General features: G+C 66.7%; 13 protein-coding genes. 8 read left to right on the forward strand and 5 right to left on the reverse strand.

Annotated features, from left to right (window positions below):
• The first annotated feature begins 184 nt into the window (after positions 1 to 184).
• From urtA to OXS31_RS07655, 7 genes are all read left to right on the forward strand, one after another.
• Positions 185 to 1,459, forward strand: coding sequence for an urea ABC transporter substrate-binding protein (urtA, locus tag OXS31_RS07625; protein ID WP_027601065.1), 1,275 nt, complete (start codon positions 185 to 187; stop codon positions 1,457 to 1,459).
• Positions 1,460 to 1,881: 422 nt separating this feature from the next.
• Positions 1,882 to 3,450 carry an urea ABC transporter permease subunit UrtB gene (urtB, locus tag OXS31_RS07630; RefSeq protein ID WP_267398612.1) on the forward strand — a complete coding sequence of 523 codons (1,569 nt, stop codon included), beginning with the start codon at positions 1,882 to 1,884 and terminating at the stop codon, positions 3,448 to 3,450.
• The gene (urtC, locus tag OXS31_RS07635) at positions 3,447 to 4,526 is read left to right on the forward strand and encodes an urea ABC transporter permease subunit UrtC (RefSeq protein ID WP_044341013.1); all 1,080 of its coding nucleotides are present in this window, start codon (positions 3,447 to 3,449) and stop codon (positions 4,524 to 4,526) included. The genes urtB and urtC overlap by 4 nt, the downstream gene beginning before the upstream one ends.
• Positions 4,523 to 5,368, forward strand: coding sequence for an urea ABC transporter ATP-binding protein UrtD (gene urtD, locus OXS31_RS07640; protein ID WP_027601067.1), 846 nt, complete (start codon positions 4,523 to 4,525; stop codon positions 5,366 to 5,368). Before urtC ends, urtD begins: the two co-directional genes overlap by 4 nt.
• A gap of 99 nt (positions 5,369 to 5,467) precedes the next feature.
• Entirely contained in the window at positions 5,468 to 6,166 is a 699-nt protein-coding gene (gene urtE, locus OXS31_RS07645; protein WP_169854451.1) for an urea ABC transporter ATP-binding subunit UrtE, read from the forward strand.
• Positions 6,167 to 6,312: 146 nt separating this feature from the next.
• Positions 6,313 to 6,756, forward strand: a complete 444-nt coding sequence (gene aroQ, locus OXS31_RS07650) for a type II 3-dehydroquinate dehydratase (protein ID WP_027598824.1) — start codon at positions 6,313 to 6,315, stop codon at positions 6,754 to 6,756.
• Positions 6,757 to 6,760: 4 nt separating this feature from the next.
• The gene (locus OXS31_RS07655; RefSeq protein WP_144948579.1) at positions 6,761 to 7,615 is read left to right on the forward strand and encodes a shikimate dehydrogenase; all 855 of its coding nucleotides are present in this window, start codon (positions 6,761 to 6,763) and stop codon (positions 7,613 to 7,615) included.
• A 93-nt stretch (positions 7,616 to 7,708) separates the two neighbouring features.
• Here the strand turns inward: OXS31_RS07655 and OXS31_RS07660 are convergent, their stop codons facing one another.
• Positions 7,709 to 8,164: a transposase gene (locus tag OXS31_RS07660; RefSeq protein ID WP_267398614.1), complete on the reverse strand. Its 456-nt coding sequence runs from the start codon at positions 8,162 to 8,164 to the stop codon at positions 7,709 to 7,711.
• Between the two features lie 123 nt (positions 8,165 to 8,287).
• Positions 8,288 to 10,555 (reverse strand): YgiQ family radical SAM protein, encoded by a 2,268-nt coding sequence (locus OXS31_RS07665; protein ID WP_074584931.1) that lies wholly within the window; start codon positions 10,553 to 10,555, stop codon positions 8,288 to 8,290.
• A gap of 445 nt (positions 10,556 to 11,000) precedes the next feature.
• Between OXS31_RS07665 and OXS31_RS07670 the strand changes: the two genes are divergently transcribed.
• On the forward strand, positions 11,001 to 12,377 hold the full coding sequence (locus OXS31_RS07670; protein WP_007161139.1) for an amino acid permease: 1,377 nt from the start codon (positions 11,001 to 11,003) through the stop codon (positions 12,375 to 12,377).
• A gap of 103 nt (positions 12,378 to 12,480) precedes the next feature.
• Here the strand turns inward: OXS31_RS07670 and OXS31_RS07675 are convergent, their stop codons facing one another.
• The 3 genes from OXS31_RS07675 to dnaB form a co-directional block, all read right to left on the reverse strand.
• Entirely contained in the window at positions 12,481 to 13,962 is a 1,482-nt protein-coding gene (locus OXS31_RS07675; protein WP_267398615.1) for a glucosyltransferase domain-containing protein, read from the reverse strand.
• Positions 13,963 to 14,041: 79 nt separating this feature from the next.
• Positions 14,042 to 15,058 (reverse strand): D-alanine--D-alanine ligase, encoded by a 1,017-nt coding sequence (locus OXS31_RS07680; RefSeq protein ID WP_027601073.1) that lies wholly within the window; start codon positions 15,056 to 15,058, stop codon positions 14,042 to 14,044.
• A complete protein-coding gene (gene dnaB / locus OXS31_RS07685; protein ID WP_007161142.1) occupies positions 15,058 to 16,452 on the reverse strand; it encodes a replicative DNA helicase in 1,395 nt (464 codons plus the stop codon). The genes OXS31_RS07680 and dnaB overlap by 1 nt, the downstream gene beginning before the upstream one ends.
• Between the last annotated feature and the right edge of the window lie 111 nt (positions 16,453 to 16,563).

Here is a 16,563-nt window from a genome sequence, read left to right on the forward strand (position 1 = left end):
CGCAATTCAAGGGCACTGCCCAGCCCCAGACTGGTGCAGGGCGACCGACCGCGAAGTCACCGCCGAGGCCGAGGCGCCAGTCCCTATGCGTCTCGCCGACGCCTGGCACAGTTCCTGAAAAGGCGCCCTGGCTGGCCAGCAGTCCAGCCCAACAACAGCGCACGTTCGCTTAGGAGCCTTTCGCATGAAGCGCCGCCCACTACTGAAGACCACCCTTGCCGCGTCCGCTCTGCTCATGAGCGGTCTGTTTCCCTGGAGTGCCGCCCACGCCGCGGACACCATCAAGGTCGGTATCCTGCATTCGCTGTCCGGCACCATGGCCATCTCCGAGACCTCGCTCAAGGACATGGCGCTGATGACCATCGACGAGATCAACGCCAAGGGCGGGGTACTGGGCAAGAAGCTGGAACCGGTGGTAGTGGATCCGGCCTCCAACTGGCCGCTGTTCGCCGAGAAGGCGCGCCAGCTGGTGACCCAGGACAAGGTCGCGGTCACCTTCGGCTGCTGGACCTCGGTCTCGCGCAAATCGGTCCTGCCGGTCTATGAAGAACTCAACGGCCTGCTGTTCTACCCGGTGCAGTACGAAGGCGAAGAGATGTCGCCCAACGTCTTCTACACCGGCGCGGCGCCGAACCAGCAGGCCATCCCGGCAGTGGAATACCTGATGAGCGAAGAAGGCGGGGCCGCCAAGCGCTTCTTCCTGCTGGGCACCGACTACGTCTATCCGCGCACCACCAACAAGATTCTGCGCTCCTTCCTGCACAGCAAGGGCGTGCAGGACAAGGACATCGAAGAGGTCTACACCCCCTTCGGCCACAGCGATTACCAGACCATCGTCGCCAACATCAAGAAATTCTCCGCCGGCGGCAAGACCGCGGTGGTCTCCACCATCAACGGCGACTCCAACGTGCCCTTCTACAAGGAACTGGGCAACCAGGGCCTGAAGGCCACCGACGTGCCGGTGGTGGCCTTCTCGGTGGGCGAGGAAGAACTGCGCGGCATCGACACCAAGCCGCTGGTGGGCCAGCTGGCCGCCTGGAACTACTTCGAGTCGCTGGATAACCCGGTGAACAAGAAGTTCGTCGAGGCCTGGAAGGCCTACGCCAAGGCCAAGAACCTGCCCAACTACCAGACCGCCGTGACCAACGACCCCATGGAAGCCACCTACATCGGCATCCACATGTGGGCCCAGGCGGTGGAAAAGGCCGGCAGCACCGACGTCGACAAGGTGCGCAAGGCCATGGCCGGCCAGACCTTCGCCGCGCCGGACGGCTACACCGTGAAGATGGACGAGAAGAACCATCACCTGCACAAGCCGGTGATGATCGGCGAGGTCCAGGACGACGGCCAGTTCAACGTCGTCTGGCAGACCGAGGGCCCGGTCCGCGCCCAGCCCTGGAGCCCCTACATCCCCGGCAACGACAAGAAGTCCGACGAACCGGTGAAGAGCGGCCAGTAACGGCCCGCCTCACTCCCGGCCCCTCACTCCGAGGGTAGGGGAGCGAAGCCTGCAAGGTGGCACCTCGCTCTTGCCCCCTCTCCCCCCGGGAGAGGGTTGGGGTGAGGGCAACAGGCGCACCGAAGCCAACAGTTCTTCCCCTCTCTTTGGCAGAGGGCCGGGGTAAAGGCAAAAGGCGCTCCAAGGCCAACAGCTCTTCCCCCGCTCTTCTAGGGAGAGGGCCAAGGCGCTACCCGCCAGAACCGGAAGCGCCCGCACCACCAACGCTCCGCTCCGCCCTCTCTCCCCCTGGGAGAGGGCCGGGGTGAGGGCCCGCCAGCGCACCCGGCCAGACCGCCGGGCGCCGGCACCAGAAACGAGGCCACGCCCGCCCTCTCCCGGAGACGCCGTGCAGGAGCCTTTACCCACCGACGAGGCCGAGTATGTCCCTACGCCTTTTTCTGCTGCCCCTGCTGTTGCTGCTCATGGGCACCGCCCAGGCCGGCCCCGCCGCCGACCTGGCCGCCGCCAGCGCCAACGACCAGGCCAAACTCCTCCAGGACTGGGCCGCCGCGCCCGATCCCGCCCAGCTCCCGGTGCTCCAGGCACTGCAGGACGGCCGCTTCTATGTCGATGAAGACAAGCGGCCCTTCTACAAGACCGGCGACAGCTACAGCGCCGCCGAAGGCGACGCCACCCCTCCCACCGGCACACCCAAGCCGGTACGCCTGAACAACCGTCTGCGCATCCTCATCCGCGCCGCCCAGGCCAGCGGCGGGCTGCTGTCGCCCGATGCCGGCGTGCGCCTGGCCGCCGCCCAGGCCCTGCGCCAGGAGGCCAAGCCCGAGCAGCGTGCCTTCCTGGAAAAGCGCCTGCAGAACGAAGCCGACAAGGACGTCAAAGGCGCCCTTGCCGCCGCCCTGGCCAATCTGCAGCTGACCGACCCCGATCCCGCCGTGCGCCTGGCCGCGGTGCGGCTGCTCGGCGAATCCGGTGAGCCCCAGGCCAAGACCCGCCTGCAGGCCCTGCTCGATCCGGCCGTGGAAGCCAACGAAGACGTCCGCAAGGCCGCTGCCACCGGCCTTGCCCAGGTGGACCGCAAGCTGCTGCTGGGCGACCTGCTCGGCCAGGCCTTCACCGGGTTATCGCTCGGCTCCATCCTGCTGCTGGCCGCTCTGGGTCTGGCCATCACCTATGGCCTGCTCGGCGTCATCAACATGGCCCACGGCGAGATGCTGATGCTCGGCGCCTACAGCACCTATGTGGTGCAACTGACCCTGCAACGCCTGGCGCCCGAATGGCTGGCCTGGTATCCGCTGCTGGCACTGCCGGTGGCCTTCGCCGTCACCGCCGCCATCGGCATGGCGCTGGAGCGCACCGTGATCCGCCACCTCTATGGCCGCCCGCTGGAAACCCTGCTGGCCACCTGGGGCATCAGCCTGATGCTGATCCAGGCGGTGCGGGTGCTGTTCGGCGCCCAGAACGTCGAGGTGGCCAATCCGGCCTGGCTGTCCGGCGGCATCCAGGTGCTGCCCAACCTGCTCCTGCCGTGGAACCGGGTGATCATCCTCGGCTTCGTGGTCTTCGTGCTGATCCTCACCTGGACCCTGCTGAACAAGACCCGCCTGGGCCTCAACGTGCGCGCCGTGACCCAGAACCGCAACATGGCCGCCTGCTGCGGCGTACCGACGGGTCGCATCGACATGCTCGCCTTCGGCCTCGGTTCCGGCATCGCCGGCCTCGGCGGCGTGGCTCTGTCGCAGATCGGCAACGTCGGTCCGGACCTTGGCCAGAGCTACATCATCGACTCCTTCCTGGTGGTGGTGCTCGGCGGCGTCGGCCAACTGGCCGGCAGCGTGCTGGCGGCCTTCGGCCTGGGCATCGTCAACAAGATCCTCGAACCCCAGATCGGCGCCGTGCTGGGCAAGATCCTCATCCTCGGCCTGATCATCCTGTTCATCCAGAAGCGGCCCCAGGGCCTGTTCGCCCTCAAGGGGAGGGTCATCGATTGAACCAGCCACTCGCGCTTACCGCTGTGCAGAAGGTCGGCCCGCGCCTGAGCCTGGCCGTGCTCGGCCTGGCCCTCGCCGTGCTGATCGCCCTGCCGCTCTTGTCCCTGCTGCCGGCCGACAACCCCTTCCAGGTCTCGGCCTACACCCTCACCCTGGTGGGCAAGATCCTCTGCTACGCCATCGTCGCCCTGGCGCTGGACCTGGTCTGGGGGTATGCCGGGATGCTCTCCCTCGGCCACGGGCTGTTTTTCGCCCTGGGCGGCTACGCCATGGGCATGTACCTGATGCGCCAGGCCGCCGGTGACGGTCTGCCGCCGTTCATGAGCTTTCTCTCCTGGACCCACTATCCCTGGTTCTGGGCCGGCACCGACCACTTCCTCTGGGCGCTGTGCCTGGCGGTGCTGGCCCCCGGTCTGCTGGCCCTGGCGTTTGGCTTCTTCGCCTTCCGTTCGAAGATCAAGGGCGTCTACTTCTCGATCATGACCCAGGCGCTGACCTTTGCCGGCATGCTGCTGTTCTTTCGCAACGAGACCGGCTTCGGCGGCAACAACGGCTTCACCGGCTTCACCACCCTGCTGGGCTTTCCGGTCGCCGCCCAGGGCACCCGGGCGGTGCTCTTCCTGCTCACCGTGGCCCTGCTGGTGGCCAGCCTCTGGCTAGGCTGGCGCCTGGCGCAGAGCAAGTTCGGCCGCATTCTCACGGCGATCCGTGACGCCGAGAATCGAGTGACCTTCTGCGGCTACGATCCGCGCGGCTTCAAGCTGTTCGTCTGGGTACTGTCGGCGGTGCTCTGCGGCCTGGCCGGGGCGCTCTACGTACCCCAGGTGGGCATCATCAACCCCAGCGAGATGGCCCCCACCAACTCTATCGAAGCGGCCATCTGGGTCGCCCTCGGCGGACGCGGCAGCCTGATCGGCCCGGTGCTTGGCGCCGGCATCGTCAACGGTGCCAAGAGCTGGTTCACCGTGGCCTTTCCCGAATACTGGCTGTTCTTTCTCGGCGCCCTGTTCATCGTCGTCACCCTCTATCTGCCGCGTGGCGTGATCGGCCTCATCAAGAAGGAGCGCGACGCATGAAAGCCGCCCCCGTACCTCCCACCGCCGCGGAAGTGCTCGATGCCGGCATCGGCGCCGAAGCCAGCGGTCTCGGCCATCGCGCCGGCACGGGCCTGGATACCCGCCACGGTACCATCCTCAGCCTGGAAGGCATCGAGGTCAGCTTCGATGGCTTCAAGGCCCTGCGCGACCTCAACCTCTACATCGGCGTCGGCGAATTGCGCTGCATCATCGGCCCCAACGGCGCCGGCAAGACCACCATGATGGACGTCATCACCGGCAAGACCCGCCCCGACCGTGGCAGCGCCTGGTTCGGCGAGACCCTGGACCTCACCCGGCTGCAACCGGTGGAAATCGCCCAGGCCGGCATCGGGCGCAAATTCCAGAAGCCCACGGTGTTCGAGGCCCTGACGGTCTGGGAAAACCTCGAGCTGGCGCAACGGACCGACAAGTCGGTCTGGGCCAGCCTGCGCGCGCGCCTCTCCGGCGAACAGCGCGACCGCTTGGAAGAGGTGCTCACCACCATCCGCCTGCAGGAATCCCGCGGTCGCACCGCTGGCCTGCTCTCCCACGGCCAGAAGCAATTCCTCGAGATCGGCATGCTGCTGGTGCAGGAGCCGCAACTGCTGCTGCTCGACGAACCCGTGGCCGGCATGACCGACGCCGAGACCGAATTCACCGCCGAGCTGTTCAAGTCGCTGGTGCCCCGGCACTCGCTGATGGTGGTGGAGCACGACATGGGCTTCGTCGGCAGCATCGCCGACCACGTCACCGTGCTGCACCAGGGCCACGTCCTCGCCGAAGGCTCGCTGGACCAGGTCCAGGCCAACGAACAGGTGATCGAGGTGTATCTGGGGCGCTAGCGCCCCTGACTTGAGAATGCGCATCGCGGCCATGGCCACGAGCGGCACCCTATCCGTAGGAGCGGCCCATGGCCGCGATAGAACCTTCCCGAGGCCCCCATGCTCCAGGTCAACGAACTCCATCAGTACTACGGCGGCAGCCACATCCTGCGTGGCCTGTCCTTCGACGCCCCCATCGGCGAGGTCACCAGCCTGCTCGGCCGCAACGGCGTCGGCAAGACCACTCTGCTGCGCTGCCTCATGGGCCTGATCCCGGCCAAGCGCGGCAGCGTCACCTGGGAAGGCCAGGACATCACCAGTCGCAAGCCGCACCAGCGCGTGCAATCCGGCATCGCCTACGTGCCCCAGGGCCGCGAGATCTTTCCGCGCCTCACCGTCGAGGAAAATCTGCTCATGGGCCTGTCGCGCTTTCCCGCCCGCGAGGCCCGCGAGGTGCCCGAGTCCATCTACGAACTCTTCCCCGTGCTGCGGCAGATGCGCCAGCGCCGCGGCGGCGACCTCTCCGGCGGCCAGCAGCAGCAACTGGCCATCGGCCGCGCCCTGGCCAGCCGCCCGCGACTGCTGATCCTCGACGAACCCACCGAAGGCATCCAGCCCTCGGTGATCAAGGAGATCGGCACCGTTATCGCCCACCTGGCCAGGCGTGGCGACATGGCCATCCTGCTGGTGGAGCAGTTCTACGACTTCGCCAGCGAACTGGCCGACGGCTATCTGGTGATGTCCCGTGGCGAGATCGTCCAGCGCGGTCGCGGCGCTGACATGGAGGCCGAAGGGGTACGGGGACTGGTGGCGATCTGAGCCACCAGGGTCGATAATCGAACGCTTCCGCGACCTGCTCGGCCGCCCGCCCGTTCGCCTCGATTGACGAAATTAACCGACTGGTACATTTTCTCTCCAGCGCCGGGCAGCGCCTGCCCGGCAAGACCCCAAGAGAGAAGGCTGTCATGTCCTCCCGTCGCATCCTGGTCCTCAACGGACCCAACCTCAACCTGCTCGGCACCCGCGAACCCGCCACCTACGGCCACGAGACCCTGGCCGACGTCGCCCGGCTGTGTGCCGAGACCGCCGCCGCCGAGGGGTACGAGGTGGATTTCCGCCAGACCAACCACGAAGGCGAATTGCTCGACTGGATCCACGCGGCCCGCGTCGCCTATGCCGGGGTGGTGATCAATCCCGCCGCCTGGACCCACACCTCGGTGGCCCTGCGCGATGCCCTGGTGGCCAGCGAGTTGCCGGTCTACGAGGTGCACCTGTCCAACGTGCATCGCCGCGAAGCCTTCCGTCACCATTCCTATGTCTCGGGCATCGCCGTCGGCGTGATCTGCGGCCTCGGCAGCCAGGGGTATCGCGCCGCCATCAGCGCCCTCATCGCCCACCAGGGAAACTAACGCCATGACCGCACCCAAATCCGTTCTCGCCGGCCTCATCGGCGCCGGCATCCAGGCTTCGCTGACGCCCGCCATGCACGAACGCGAAGGCGACGCCCAGGGCCTCAGATACCTCTACCGCCTGATCGACCTGGACGTGCTCGGCCTCTCCGCCGACGCCCTGCCCGAGCTGCTGCAGGCCGCCCAGCGCACCGGCTTCACCGGTCTCAACATCACCTTTCCCTGCAAGCAGGCGATCATCCCGCTGCTCGACGACCTCTCCCCCGAGGCACGCGGCATCGGCGCGGTGAACACCGTGGTGCTGGCCGACGGCCGCACCGTGGGCCACAACACCGACTGCCTGGGCTTCGCCGAAGGCTTTCGCCGCGGCCTGCCGGACGTGGCCAAGCGGCTGGTAGTGCAGTTGGGCGCTGGCGGCGCCGGCAGCGCCGTGGCCCACGCCCTGCTCGCCGAGGGGGTGGACCAGCTGTTCATCTTCGACGTCGAGGCCGAGCGCGCCCAGGCGCTGGTGGACAACCTGACCCGCCACTTCGGCCCCGGGCGCGCCGCGGTCGGCACCGACCGGGCCGCCGCGGTAGCCGCCGCCGATGGCCTGGTCAACACCTCGCCGGTGGGCATGGCCAAGCTGCCCGGCATGCCGCTGCCGGCCGAGTTGCTGCACCCCGGCCTATGGGTCGCCGAGATCATCTATTTCCCGCTGGAAACCGAACTGCTGCGCCAGGCCCGCGCCCTCGGCTGCCGCACCCTGGATGGCGGCACCATGGCCGTGTTCCAGGCGGTCAAGGCCTTCGAACTCTTCAGCGGCCGCAGCGCCAACGCCGACCGCATGCAGGCCCATTTCGCCGAATTGCGCGGCTGATAGCGCGTTTGATCGCGGCCATGGGCCGCTCCTACAGGCTCCGATATGCCCCGTAGGAGCGGCCCATGGCCGCGATAATTTCCGCGCAACCATCTACAGCCACACCGCATCCCAAAACGAATAATCACCCGCCCGCTTCACCAGCCCCGCCCTTAGCGGATTGGCGACGATGTAGCGGGCCACCGCCTGCACATCCTCTTCGGCTCGTAGCGCATGGTCATGATAGGCCGGCGCCCACACAGCCCCTTTGGTATTGCGGATCGCATTGACCCGACGCGCGCTTGCCGACTTCAGGCGCAGGACCAACTCTTCCAGGCTGAAACACTCACCCAGCGAAACCAGCCAGTGAACGTGATCCGGCATCAACACCCAGGCAAGCAGCCTGGCGTCATTGAGCAGACAAGGATCGATAAAGGTACGGGCAGCCGTGCACGCCAGATGAAAATCGGAAAAAAGCGGCTGGCGCTCCACGGTCGTGGCGGTAAGGAGATACAGCTGGCCAGGCAGAGAAACACGCCCCCTGCGCAGCGCCGCATGACGTGATGACATCGCTCGTCCTTGAGTGATGAAGACAATTCAAGATCTTAATCGCGGCCATGGCGGTCCGCCGATGCGGCCGCTCCTACAAAAGCATCGCTCTCTGTAGGAGCGGCCCATGGCCGCGATAGAACCCTACCGCGGCATGTTCGGCTGGCGCCGCGACTTCTTGCGCGGACCGCCCTTGGCGTAGCCGGCGGCCTGGCCTTCCTGGCCCTTGTCCCAGGCCTTGCTGCCGTCGCTGGCGCGGGGCGGCAGGCCGTTGTGCTGGGTCAGGATGCGTCCGCCGCCGTTACCGGCCTTCTTGCTGCCCACCGGGGTGGAATTCTTGCGTCGCGCGCTCTGGTAACCGGTGTCGCCCACCGGCTGGGTGGCCGGGATCAACTGGTGCTTGCCCGGCCCGATCAGGTCGGCGCGGCCCATCTCCTTGAGCGCCTCGCGCAGCATCGGCCAGCCCTTGGGATCGTGGTAACGCAGGAAGGCCTTGTGCAGGCGGCGCTGCTGGTCGCTCTTGACGATGGTCACGCCATCGCTCTTGTAGGTGACCTTGCGCAGCGGATTCTTGCCCGAGTGGTACATGGCCGTGGCGGTGGCCATCGGCGAGGGATAGAAGGCCTGCACCTGGTCCGCACGGAAGCCGTTGCGCTTGAGCCAGAGGGCGAGGTTCATCATGTCCTCGTCCGTGGTGCCCGGGTGCGCGGCGATGAAGTACGGGATCAGGTACTGCTCCTTGCCCGCCTCCTTGGTGTACTTCTCGAACATCTGCTTGAAGCGGTCATAGCTGCCGATGCCGGGCTTCATCATCTTGTCCAGCGGACCGCGCTCGGTGTGCTCGGGCGCGATCTTCAGGTAGCCGCCGACATGGTGGGTGACCAGTTCCTTGACGTACTCGGGCGATTCCACGGCCAGGTCGTATCTCAGCCCCGAGGCGATCAGGATCTTCTTCACCCCCGGCAGCGCCCGCGCCTTGCGGTAGAGCTCGATCAAGGACGAGTGATCGGTGTTGAGGTTCTCGCAGATGCCGGGGAACACGCACGACGGCTTGCGGCAGTGGCGCTCGATCTCCGGATCCTTGCAGGCGATGCGGTACATGTTGGCGGTCGGCCCGCCGAGGTCCGAGACCACGCCGGTGAAGCCCGGCACCTTGTCGCGCATCTCCTCGATCTCGCGGATGATCGAGTCATGGGAGCGATTCTGGATGATCCGGCCTTCGTGCTCGGTGATGGAGCAGAAGGTGCAGCCACCAAAGCAGCCACGCATGATGTTCACCGAGAAACGGATCATCTCGTAGGCCGGGATCTTTTCCTTGCCATAGGCCGGGTGCGGCACGCGCGCATAGGGCATGCCGAACACGTAGTCCATTTCCTCGGTGGTCATGGGAATGGGCGGCGGCGTGAACCAGACGTCCACGTCACCATGCCGCTGCACCAGCGCCCGGGCGTTGCCCGGGTTGGTCTCCAGGTGCAGCACCCGGTTGGCGTGGGCATAGAGCACCGGGTCGTTGCGGACCTTCTCGAAGGACGGCAGGCGGATCACCGTCTTGTCGCGGGTCATGCGCGGGCTTTCCAGCAACTGCACCACCTTGGCTTCGTTGGGATCCTCAACCTCACCCTTGGCTTGCTCGATGGCGCAGGCCTCGGTGTCCTGGGTGTTCACATAGGGATTGATGATCTTGTCGACGCGACCGGGACGGTCGATGCGGGTCGAGTCGACCTCGAACCAGCCCTCGGGCGTATCGCGACGGATGAAGGCGGTGCCGCGCACATCGGTGATGGACTCGACGCGCTCGCCACGCGACAGGCGCTGGGCGATCTCCACCACCGCCCGCTCGGCGTTGCCATAGAGCAGGATGTCGGCGGTGGCGTCCATCAGGATCGAGCGGCGGACCTTGTCCTGCCAGTAGTCGTAGTGGGCGATCCGGCGCAGCGAGGCCTCGATGCCGCCGAGCACGATCGGCACGTGGCTGTAGGCCTCCTTGCAGCGCTGGCTGTAGACCAGGCTGGCGCGATCCGGTCGCTTGCCGGCGACGTTGCCCGGGGTATAGGCATCGTCGGACCGGACCTTCTTGTCCGCGGTGTAGCGGTTGATCATGGAGTCCATGTTGCCCGCGGCCACCCCGAAGAACAGATTCGGCTCGCCGAGCTTCATGAAATCGTCCTTCGACTGCCAGTCCGGCTGGGCGATGATGCCCACGCGGAAGCCCTGGGCCTCCAGCAGCCGGCCGATGATGGCCATGCCAAAGGACGGGTGATCGACGTAGGCGTCCCCGGTGACGATGATGATGTCGCAGCTGTCCCAGCCGAGTTGCTCCATCTCCGCCCGACTCATGGGCAGGAAGGGTGCAGGACCAAAGCACTCGGCCCAGTATTTCGGATAGTCGAACAGCGGCGTGGCGGCTTGCATGGCAGCTTCCGGGAAAGGGGGGTTTTCAGGAGGGCGCGAAGAATAGCACAAAAAATGACCAGTTCAGCCCCCGGACATCGATTGCCTTTGGCTATCGACGGTGGCTCTGGACCCGCCCTCACCCCAACCCTCTCCCCGGGGGAGAGGGGGCAAAAGCACACCGCGCAGCTATTCGTCCCCCTCTCCCTTGGGGAGAGGGTCGGGGCTAGGGAAGCCCATCGGCAATGCCCTTCAGCCGTAGGGTGGATAACGGCGCAGCCTTGTCCACGCGTAGCTGCCCCCTTCTCCCCAGAGAGGACGAGGAACGCTACCCAACGGCAGCATGCTCTTCCCCCTCGCCCTCCGGGAGAGGGACGGAGTGAGGGAAAGTCCACTCAGCGGCCCAACTCGACAGGAGTGCTACCATAGCCGCCCGCTCCCCTTCACCACCGAGACGCCCCCGTCCATGTCCCAGCCCCAACCCGCCGCCGGCCAGTTGCAGCGCGGCCTGAAGAATCGTCATATCCAGCTGATCGCCCTCGGCGGAGCCATCGGCACCGGTCTGTTCCTCGGCTCGGCCGGGGTGCTGAAATCCGCCGGTCCGGCGATGATCCTCGGCTACGCCATCGCCGGCTTCATCGCCTTCCTGATCATGCGCCAGCTCGGCGAGATGATCGTCGAGGAACCCGTCGCCGGCTCCTTCAGCCACTTCGCCAGTCGCTACTGGGGCCGCTTCCCGGGCTTTCTCTCCGGCTGGAACTACTGGGTGCTCTATGTGCTGGTGGGCATGTCGGAACTCACCGCAGTGGGCAAGTACGTGCAGTACTGGTGGCCCGAGGTGCCGACCTGGGCCAGCGCCCTGGTGTTCTTCGTGCTGGTCAACGCCATCAACCTGTTCAACGTGAAGGCCTTTGGCGAGACCGAGTTCTGGTTCGCGCTGATCAAGGTGGTGGCCATCCTCGGCATGATGGCCTTCGGGCTCTGGCTGCTGGTCAGTGGCAGCGGCGGTCCCGAGGCCTCGGTGAGCAATCTCTGGAGTCATGGCGGCTTCCTGCCCAACGGCTGGAGCGGTCTGTTCGCCGTGCTGGCGATCATCATGTTCTCCTTTGGCGGCCTGGAACTGGTGGGCATCACCGCCGCCGAAGCCGACCAGCCGCGCAGCGTGATCCCCAAGGCCATCAACCAGGTGGTCTGGCGCATCCTGATCTTCTATGTCGGCGCCCTGACCATCCTCTTGTCGCTGCATCCCTGGGACGAACTGGTGCGCAGCATCGGCGCCGGCGGTGACGACTACGCCGGCAGTCCCTTCGTGCAGACCTTCGCCCTGCTCGGCAGCGACACCGCCGCCCACCTGCTCAACTTCGTGGTGCTGACCGCGGCGCTGTCGGTCTACAACAGCGGCGTCTACTGCACCAGCCGCATGCTCTACGGCCTGGCCGAACAGGGCGATGCCCCGCGCGCCCTGCTGCGCACCAATCGCCGTGGCGTGCCGCTGCTGGGTATCGCGGTGTCCTCGGCGGTGACCCTGCTCTGCGTGGTGGTCAACTACCTGCTGCCGCAGAATGCCCTGGAGCTGCTGATGTCGCTGGTGGTGGCCTCGCTGGTGATCGCCTGGGCGCTGATCAGCCTGACCCACCTGAAATTCCGCGCCGCCCAGCGCCAGGCCGGGCGCACCTCGCACTTCCCGGCCTTCTGGTCGCCCTTCGCCAACTGGCTGTGCCTGGCCTTCGTCGGCATGATCCTGGTGCTGATGCTGCGCATCCCCGGCATCGCCGTCTCGGTCTATGCCATCCCGGTCTGGCTGGCCTTCCTGTTCCTCTGCTACCGGCTGCGCCGCGGCTGATCGCTACGGGTAGTTGGGCTGAGCGCAAGCGAAGCCCAACACCTGGGGTAGGCACCGATCGTTGGGCTTCGACGATGGAGCCGTCTCAGCCCAACCTACCTCCCTACTCGAACGGCACCCAGGGCCTTTGCGGCTTCATGATGATGCAGCCGTCCTCGCCCACCGCCCAGATGTCGTAGAAGCGATTGTTCACCAGTCGCGTGGCGGCACCGGGCACGGCCACCCGCTGGGTGCAGCTGTCGCTGTCGGCATCGTCGATCACCCCCAGATCCAGCAGGCGTTCGGCGATCATGAAGTTGCCCGGCGACAGGCCGAGGATGAAGGGCAGGACCGGCACCTGCTCGAAGGTCTTCTGCGCCAGCGGCAGCCAGGCCACCTCCAGCGGACCTCCGGTCCAGAGCAGCCGCTTGAGCGGCCGCAGCTCCGGAAGGCTGCTGAGGTCATGGTGCAGTTCCTGGACGAAACCGCGCTCGAAGGTCTTTTGCGCCGAGAGCACCTGGCCATAGGCATAGGCCAGCGACAGCATCCACAGCACGGGCAGCACCAGCAGCCAGGTCAGCCGTGGCTGGAGGCGCTCCAGCAGGTCGTGGGCCAGCAGCAGGGCCAGGGTCAGGATGACCGCCAGGCCCATCAGGGTGCGCGCCTCGAGGATGAAATCGCTGAACAGCAGGGTGATGCCGGCCACGCAGGCGGCCAGCACCGGCAGCGTCGCGCCGTACAGCAGCAGGGGCAGCAGCGCCCGGCGGCCATAGGCGCGGGCATAGGTCAGGCCGCCCAGGCCATAGCCGATCGCCGCCAGCCCACCAAACAGCCACCACAGCCAGAGATTGCCGGGGGTGACCAGCAGGCCGACGCTCTGCAGCACCTCGCCCAGCCGATGCCAGAGCTCGGGCAGCACCTGGCCACCCACACCGGCGTGTCGCGTGGTCGCCATCAGCTGATAGGCGGTGAGGAAGTAGAGGGCGCAACCCAGCAGCAACTGCAGGCCCTGGCGCAGCACCAGCCGCAGGGCCTGCGCCGGGGCCTCGCGGCGTTGCACGGCGCGGATGAACTCCAGGCAGCAGAGGCCGACGAAGACATTGAGGGCCACCTGGTAGAAAGCGACGGCCGCCGCCAGCAGCGCCGCCGGCACCAGCAGCGCCAGCACGGTGTGACGACTGCGAAAGATCGCCGCATAGATCACCGCCACCAGACTCAGGGCCATGGTCGGGCCATCGTACTGGTAGGTCAGGTTGCCCAGCCAGAACGGCGAGAACCACAGCGGCAGCAGGGCCAGGCACTGGGTCGGTCGCGGCGCGCCGAAGCAGTGCCTGGCCAGATCGGTCAGGGCCCAGGTCGCGGCGGCGCAGGCGATCAGCAGCGGCAGGGGGAAGAGGTTGAGGGTACTGCCGCTGAAGGTCAGCAGCCGGTAGAAGACCTCGGTGAGCACCCGCCCCTGCTGGCGCCACTCCGGGCCGTTCTCCAGCTGGATGCGCCAGTTGTCATCGACATAGGGAAAGTCGACCAGGATGAAGGGCAGGACGAACAGCAGCAGTGCGGAAAGGAACAGCGCCCGGGTCTGCACCGGGGTGAGCGTCTGGGGCATGGCGGCGGATCCGGATCCGGCTTCGACGGGAGACGCAGCCGCCACCACCCGAAGCGATAGCGGCGCCGGCTGCGTGGGGTCAGTCCTGCAGGGCCAGCTGGCAGATGCGCTCGCAGAGTTCGTCGAAGTCGATGCCCATGGCCGCGGCCGATTGCGGCAGCAGACTGGTGGCGGTCATGCCCGGCAGCGTGTTGACCTCCAGACACCAGAGTCGTCCCTCGGCGTCCAGGCGGAAGTCGGCGCGACTGTAGCCGTCGAGCTTGAGCGCCCGATGCGCGGCCAGGGCCAGCCGGCGCGCTTCCTCGGCGATCTCCGCGGAGACCTCGGCCGGAAAGACTTCCACAGCGCCCTTGGGCTGGTATTTGCTGGTGTAGTCGAACACGCCACTCTGGCCGAGGACGATCTCGCCCACCGCCAGTGGCTGGTCGCCCAGCACGCCCACGGTCAGCTCGCGCCCGGCGACGAAGCGCTCGATCATCACCTCGCGGTCATAGCGCAGCGCCAGCTCGATGGCCGGTTGCAGGTCCTCGGCGCGGCTGACCTTGCTCAGGCCCACGGTGGAACCCTGCTGGCTGGGTTTGACGATCACCGGAAAGCCCAGGGTGTCGGCCACGGTCGCGGCATCCACCGGCGCCATCAGCCAGTCGGCGGTGGGTACGCCAGCGGCCCGGAACAGCCGCTTGCTGAGGTCCTTGTCCATGGCCACGGCGCTGCCCACCCGGCCGCTGCCGGTGTAGCGCAACTCGGCCAGGTCGAGCAGGGTCTGCAGGGTGCCGTTCTCGCCGGTCCCGCCGTGCAGGGCGAGGAACAGCAGATCCTGGTCGCCCAGCTGGGCACGGCTGAGCACCGCGCCGGCATCCTGGCCGCGCATCCGCACCAGGGCGGTCCGCTCCGGCGGTTCGAGGCCGACGCGGGCTTCCAGCAGGGCGCGCTCGGCGTCTTCATCGAGCAGCCCCAGGGCGGTATCCACGGTCACCACCTGATGCCCACGCCGGCGCAGCGCCGCCACCACCTGGGCACCGCTGGCGATGGACACGTCGCGTTCTTCGCTGGTGCCGCCGAGCAGGACCGCGATCTTCAGCTTGTCCTTGACCATCATTCGTCCTCGAAAACGTAGCTGCCGGGCGCGAGATTCTCGAACCGGGTGTATTTGCCGATGAAGGCCAGCCGCGTGGTACCGATCGGACCGTTACGCTGCTTGCCGATGATGATTTCCGCCACGCCCTTGTACTCGGTCTCCGGGTGGTACACCTCGTCCCGGTAGACGAACATGATGACGTCGGCGTCCTGCTCGATGGCGCCCGATTCGCGCAGGTCGGAGTTCACCGGACGCTTGTTCGGCCGCTGTTCCAGCGATCGGTTGAGCTGGGAGAGCGCCACCACCGGGCAGTTGAATTCCTTGGCCAGGCCCTTGAGCGAGCGGGAGATCTCGGAAATCTCGTTGGTGCGGTTCTCGCCGCTGCTGCCACCGATCTGCATCAGCTGCAGGTAGTCCACCATGATCAGCGCCAGGTCGCCGTGCTCGCGCACCAGGCGCCGGGTGCGGGCGCGCATTTCCGAGGGACTGATGCCGGCGGTATCGTCGATGAACAGCTTGCGGTCGTTGAGCAGATTGACCGCCGAGGTCAGCCGCGGCCAGTCATCGTCGTCCAGCTTGCCGGAGCGCACCTTGGTCTGGTCGATGCGGCCGAGGGACGAGAGCATCCGCAGCACGATGGAGTCGGCGGGCATCTCCAGGGAGAACACCAGGACTGCCTTGTCGGTGCGCAGCACCGCGTTCTCCACCAGGTTCATGGCGAAGGTGGTCTTGCCCATGGAGGGACGGCCGGCGACGATGATCAGGTCGGCCGGCTGCAGGCCGCTGGTCTTCTCGTCCAGGTCGGCGAAGCCGGTGGACACGCCGGTGATGGCATCGCTGGAGTTGAACAGGGTATCGATGCGGTCGATGGCCTTGGTCAGGATGTCGTTGACCCCGACCGGCCCGCCGGACTTCGGCCGCGCCTCGGCGATCTCGAAGATCTTGCGCTCGGCTTCGTCGAGCAGCTCGTTGGCGCCGCGGCCTTCCGGGTTGTAGGCGCTGTCGGCGATGTCGGCGCTGATGCCGATCAGCTGGCGCAGGGTGGCCCGCTCGCGGACGATCTGCGCATAGGCCTTGATGTTGGCCACCGAGGGGGTGTTCTTGGCCAGCTCGGCCAGATAGGCCAGGCCGCCCACCTGGGGCAGCTGACCTTCGTTGTCCAGCTGTTCGGACAGGGTCACCACGTCGAACGGCTGGTTGCGCTCGGCCAGACGGGCCACGGCGCGAAAGATGAGTCTGTGGTCGTGGCGATAGAAGTCGCCATCGGACACCTGATCGAGCACGCGCTCCCAGGCGTTGTTGTCCAGCATCAGACCACCCAGCACGGCCTGTTCGGCCTCGATGGAATGCGGCGGGACCTTGAGGGCAGCGGTCTGCAGATCGTACTGCTCGGGCAGGGAAATCTCGTTCATGCGCAGGTCTTGGGCCCCCATTGCGGGCGGCGAAATGATTTTCGATAGGGCAGAAAAGACAAAGGGCACGTCACTGCCTTGGCAATGACGTGCCCGATTGTCGACAGACCG

The sequence above is a fragment of the Pseudomonas sp. GM_Psu_1 genome (assembly GCF_026544185.1).
Classification (GTDB): domain Bacteria; phylum Pseudomonadota; class Gammaproteobacteria; order Pseudomonadales; family Pseudomonadaceae; genus Chryseomonas; species Chryseomonas oryzihabitans.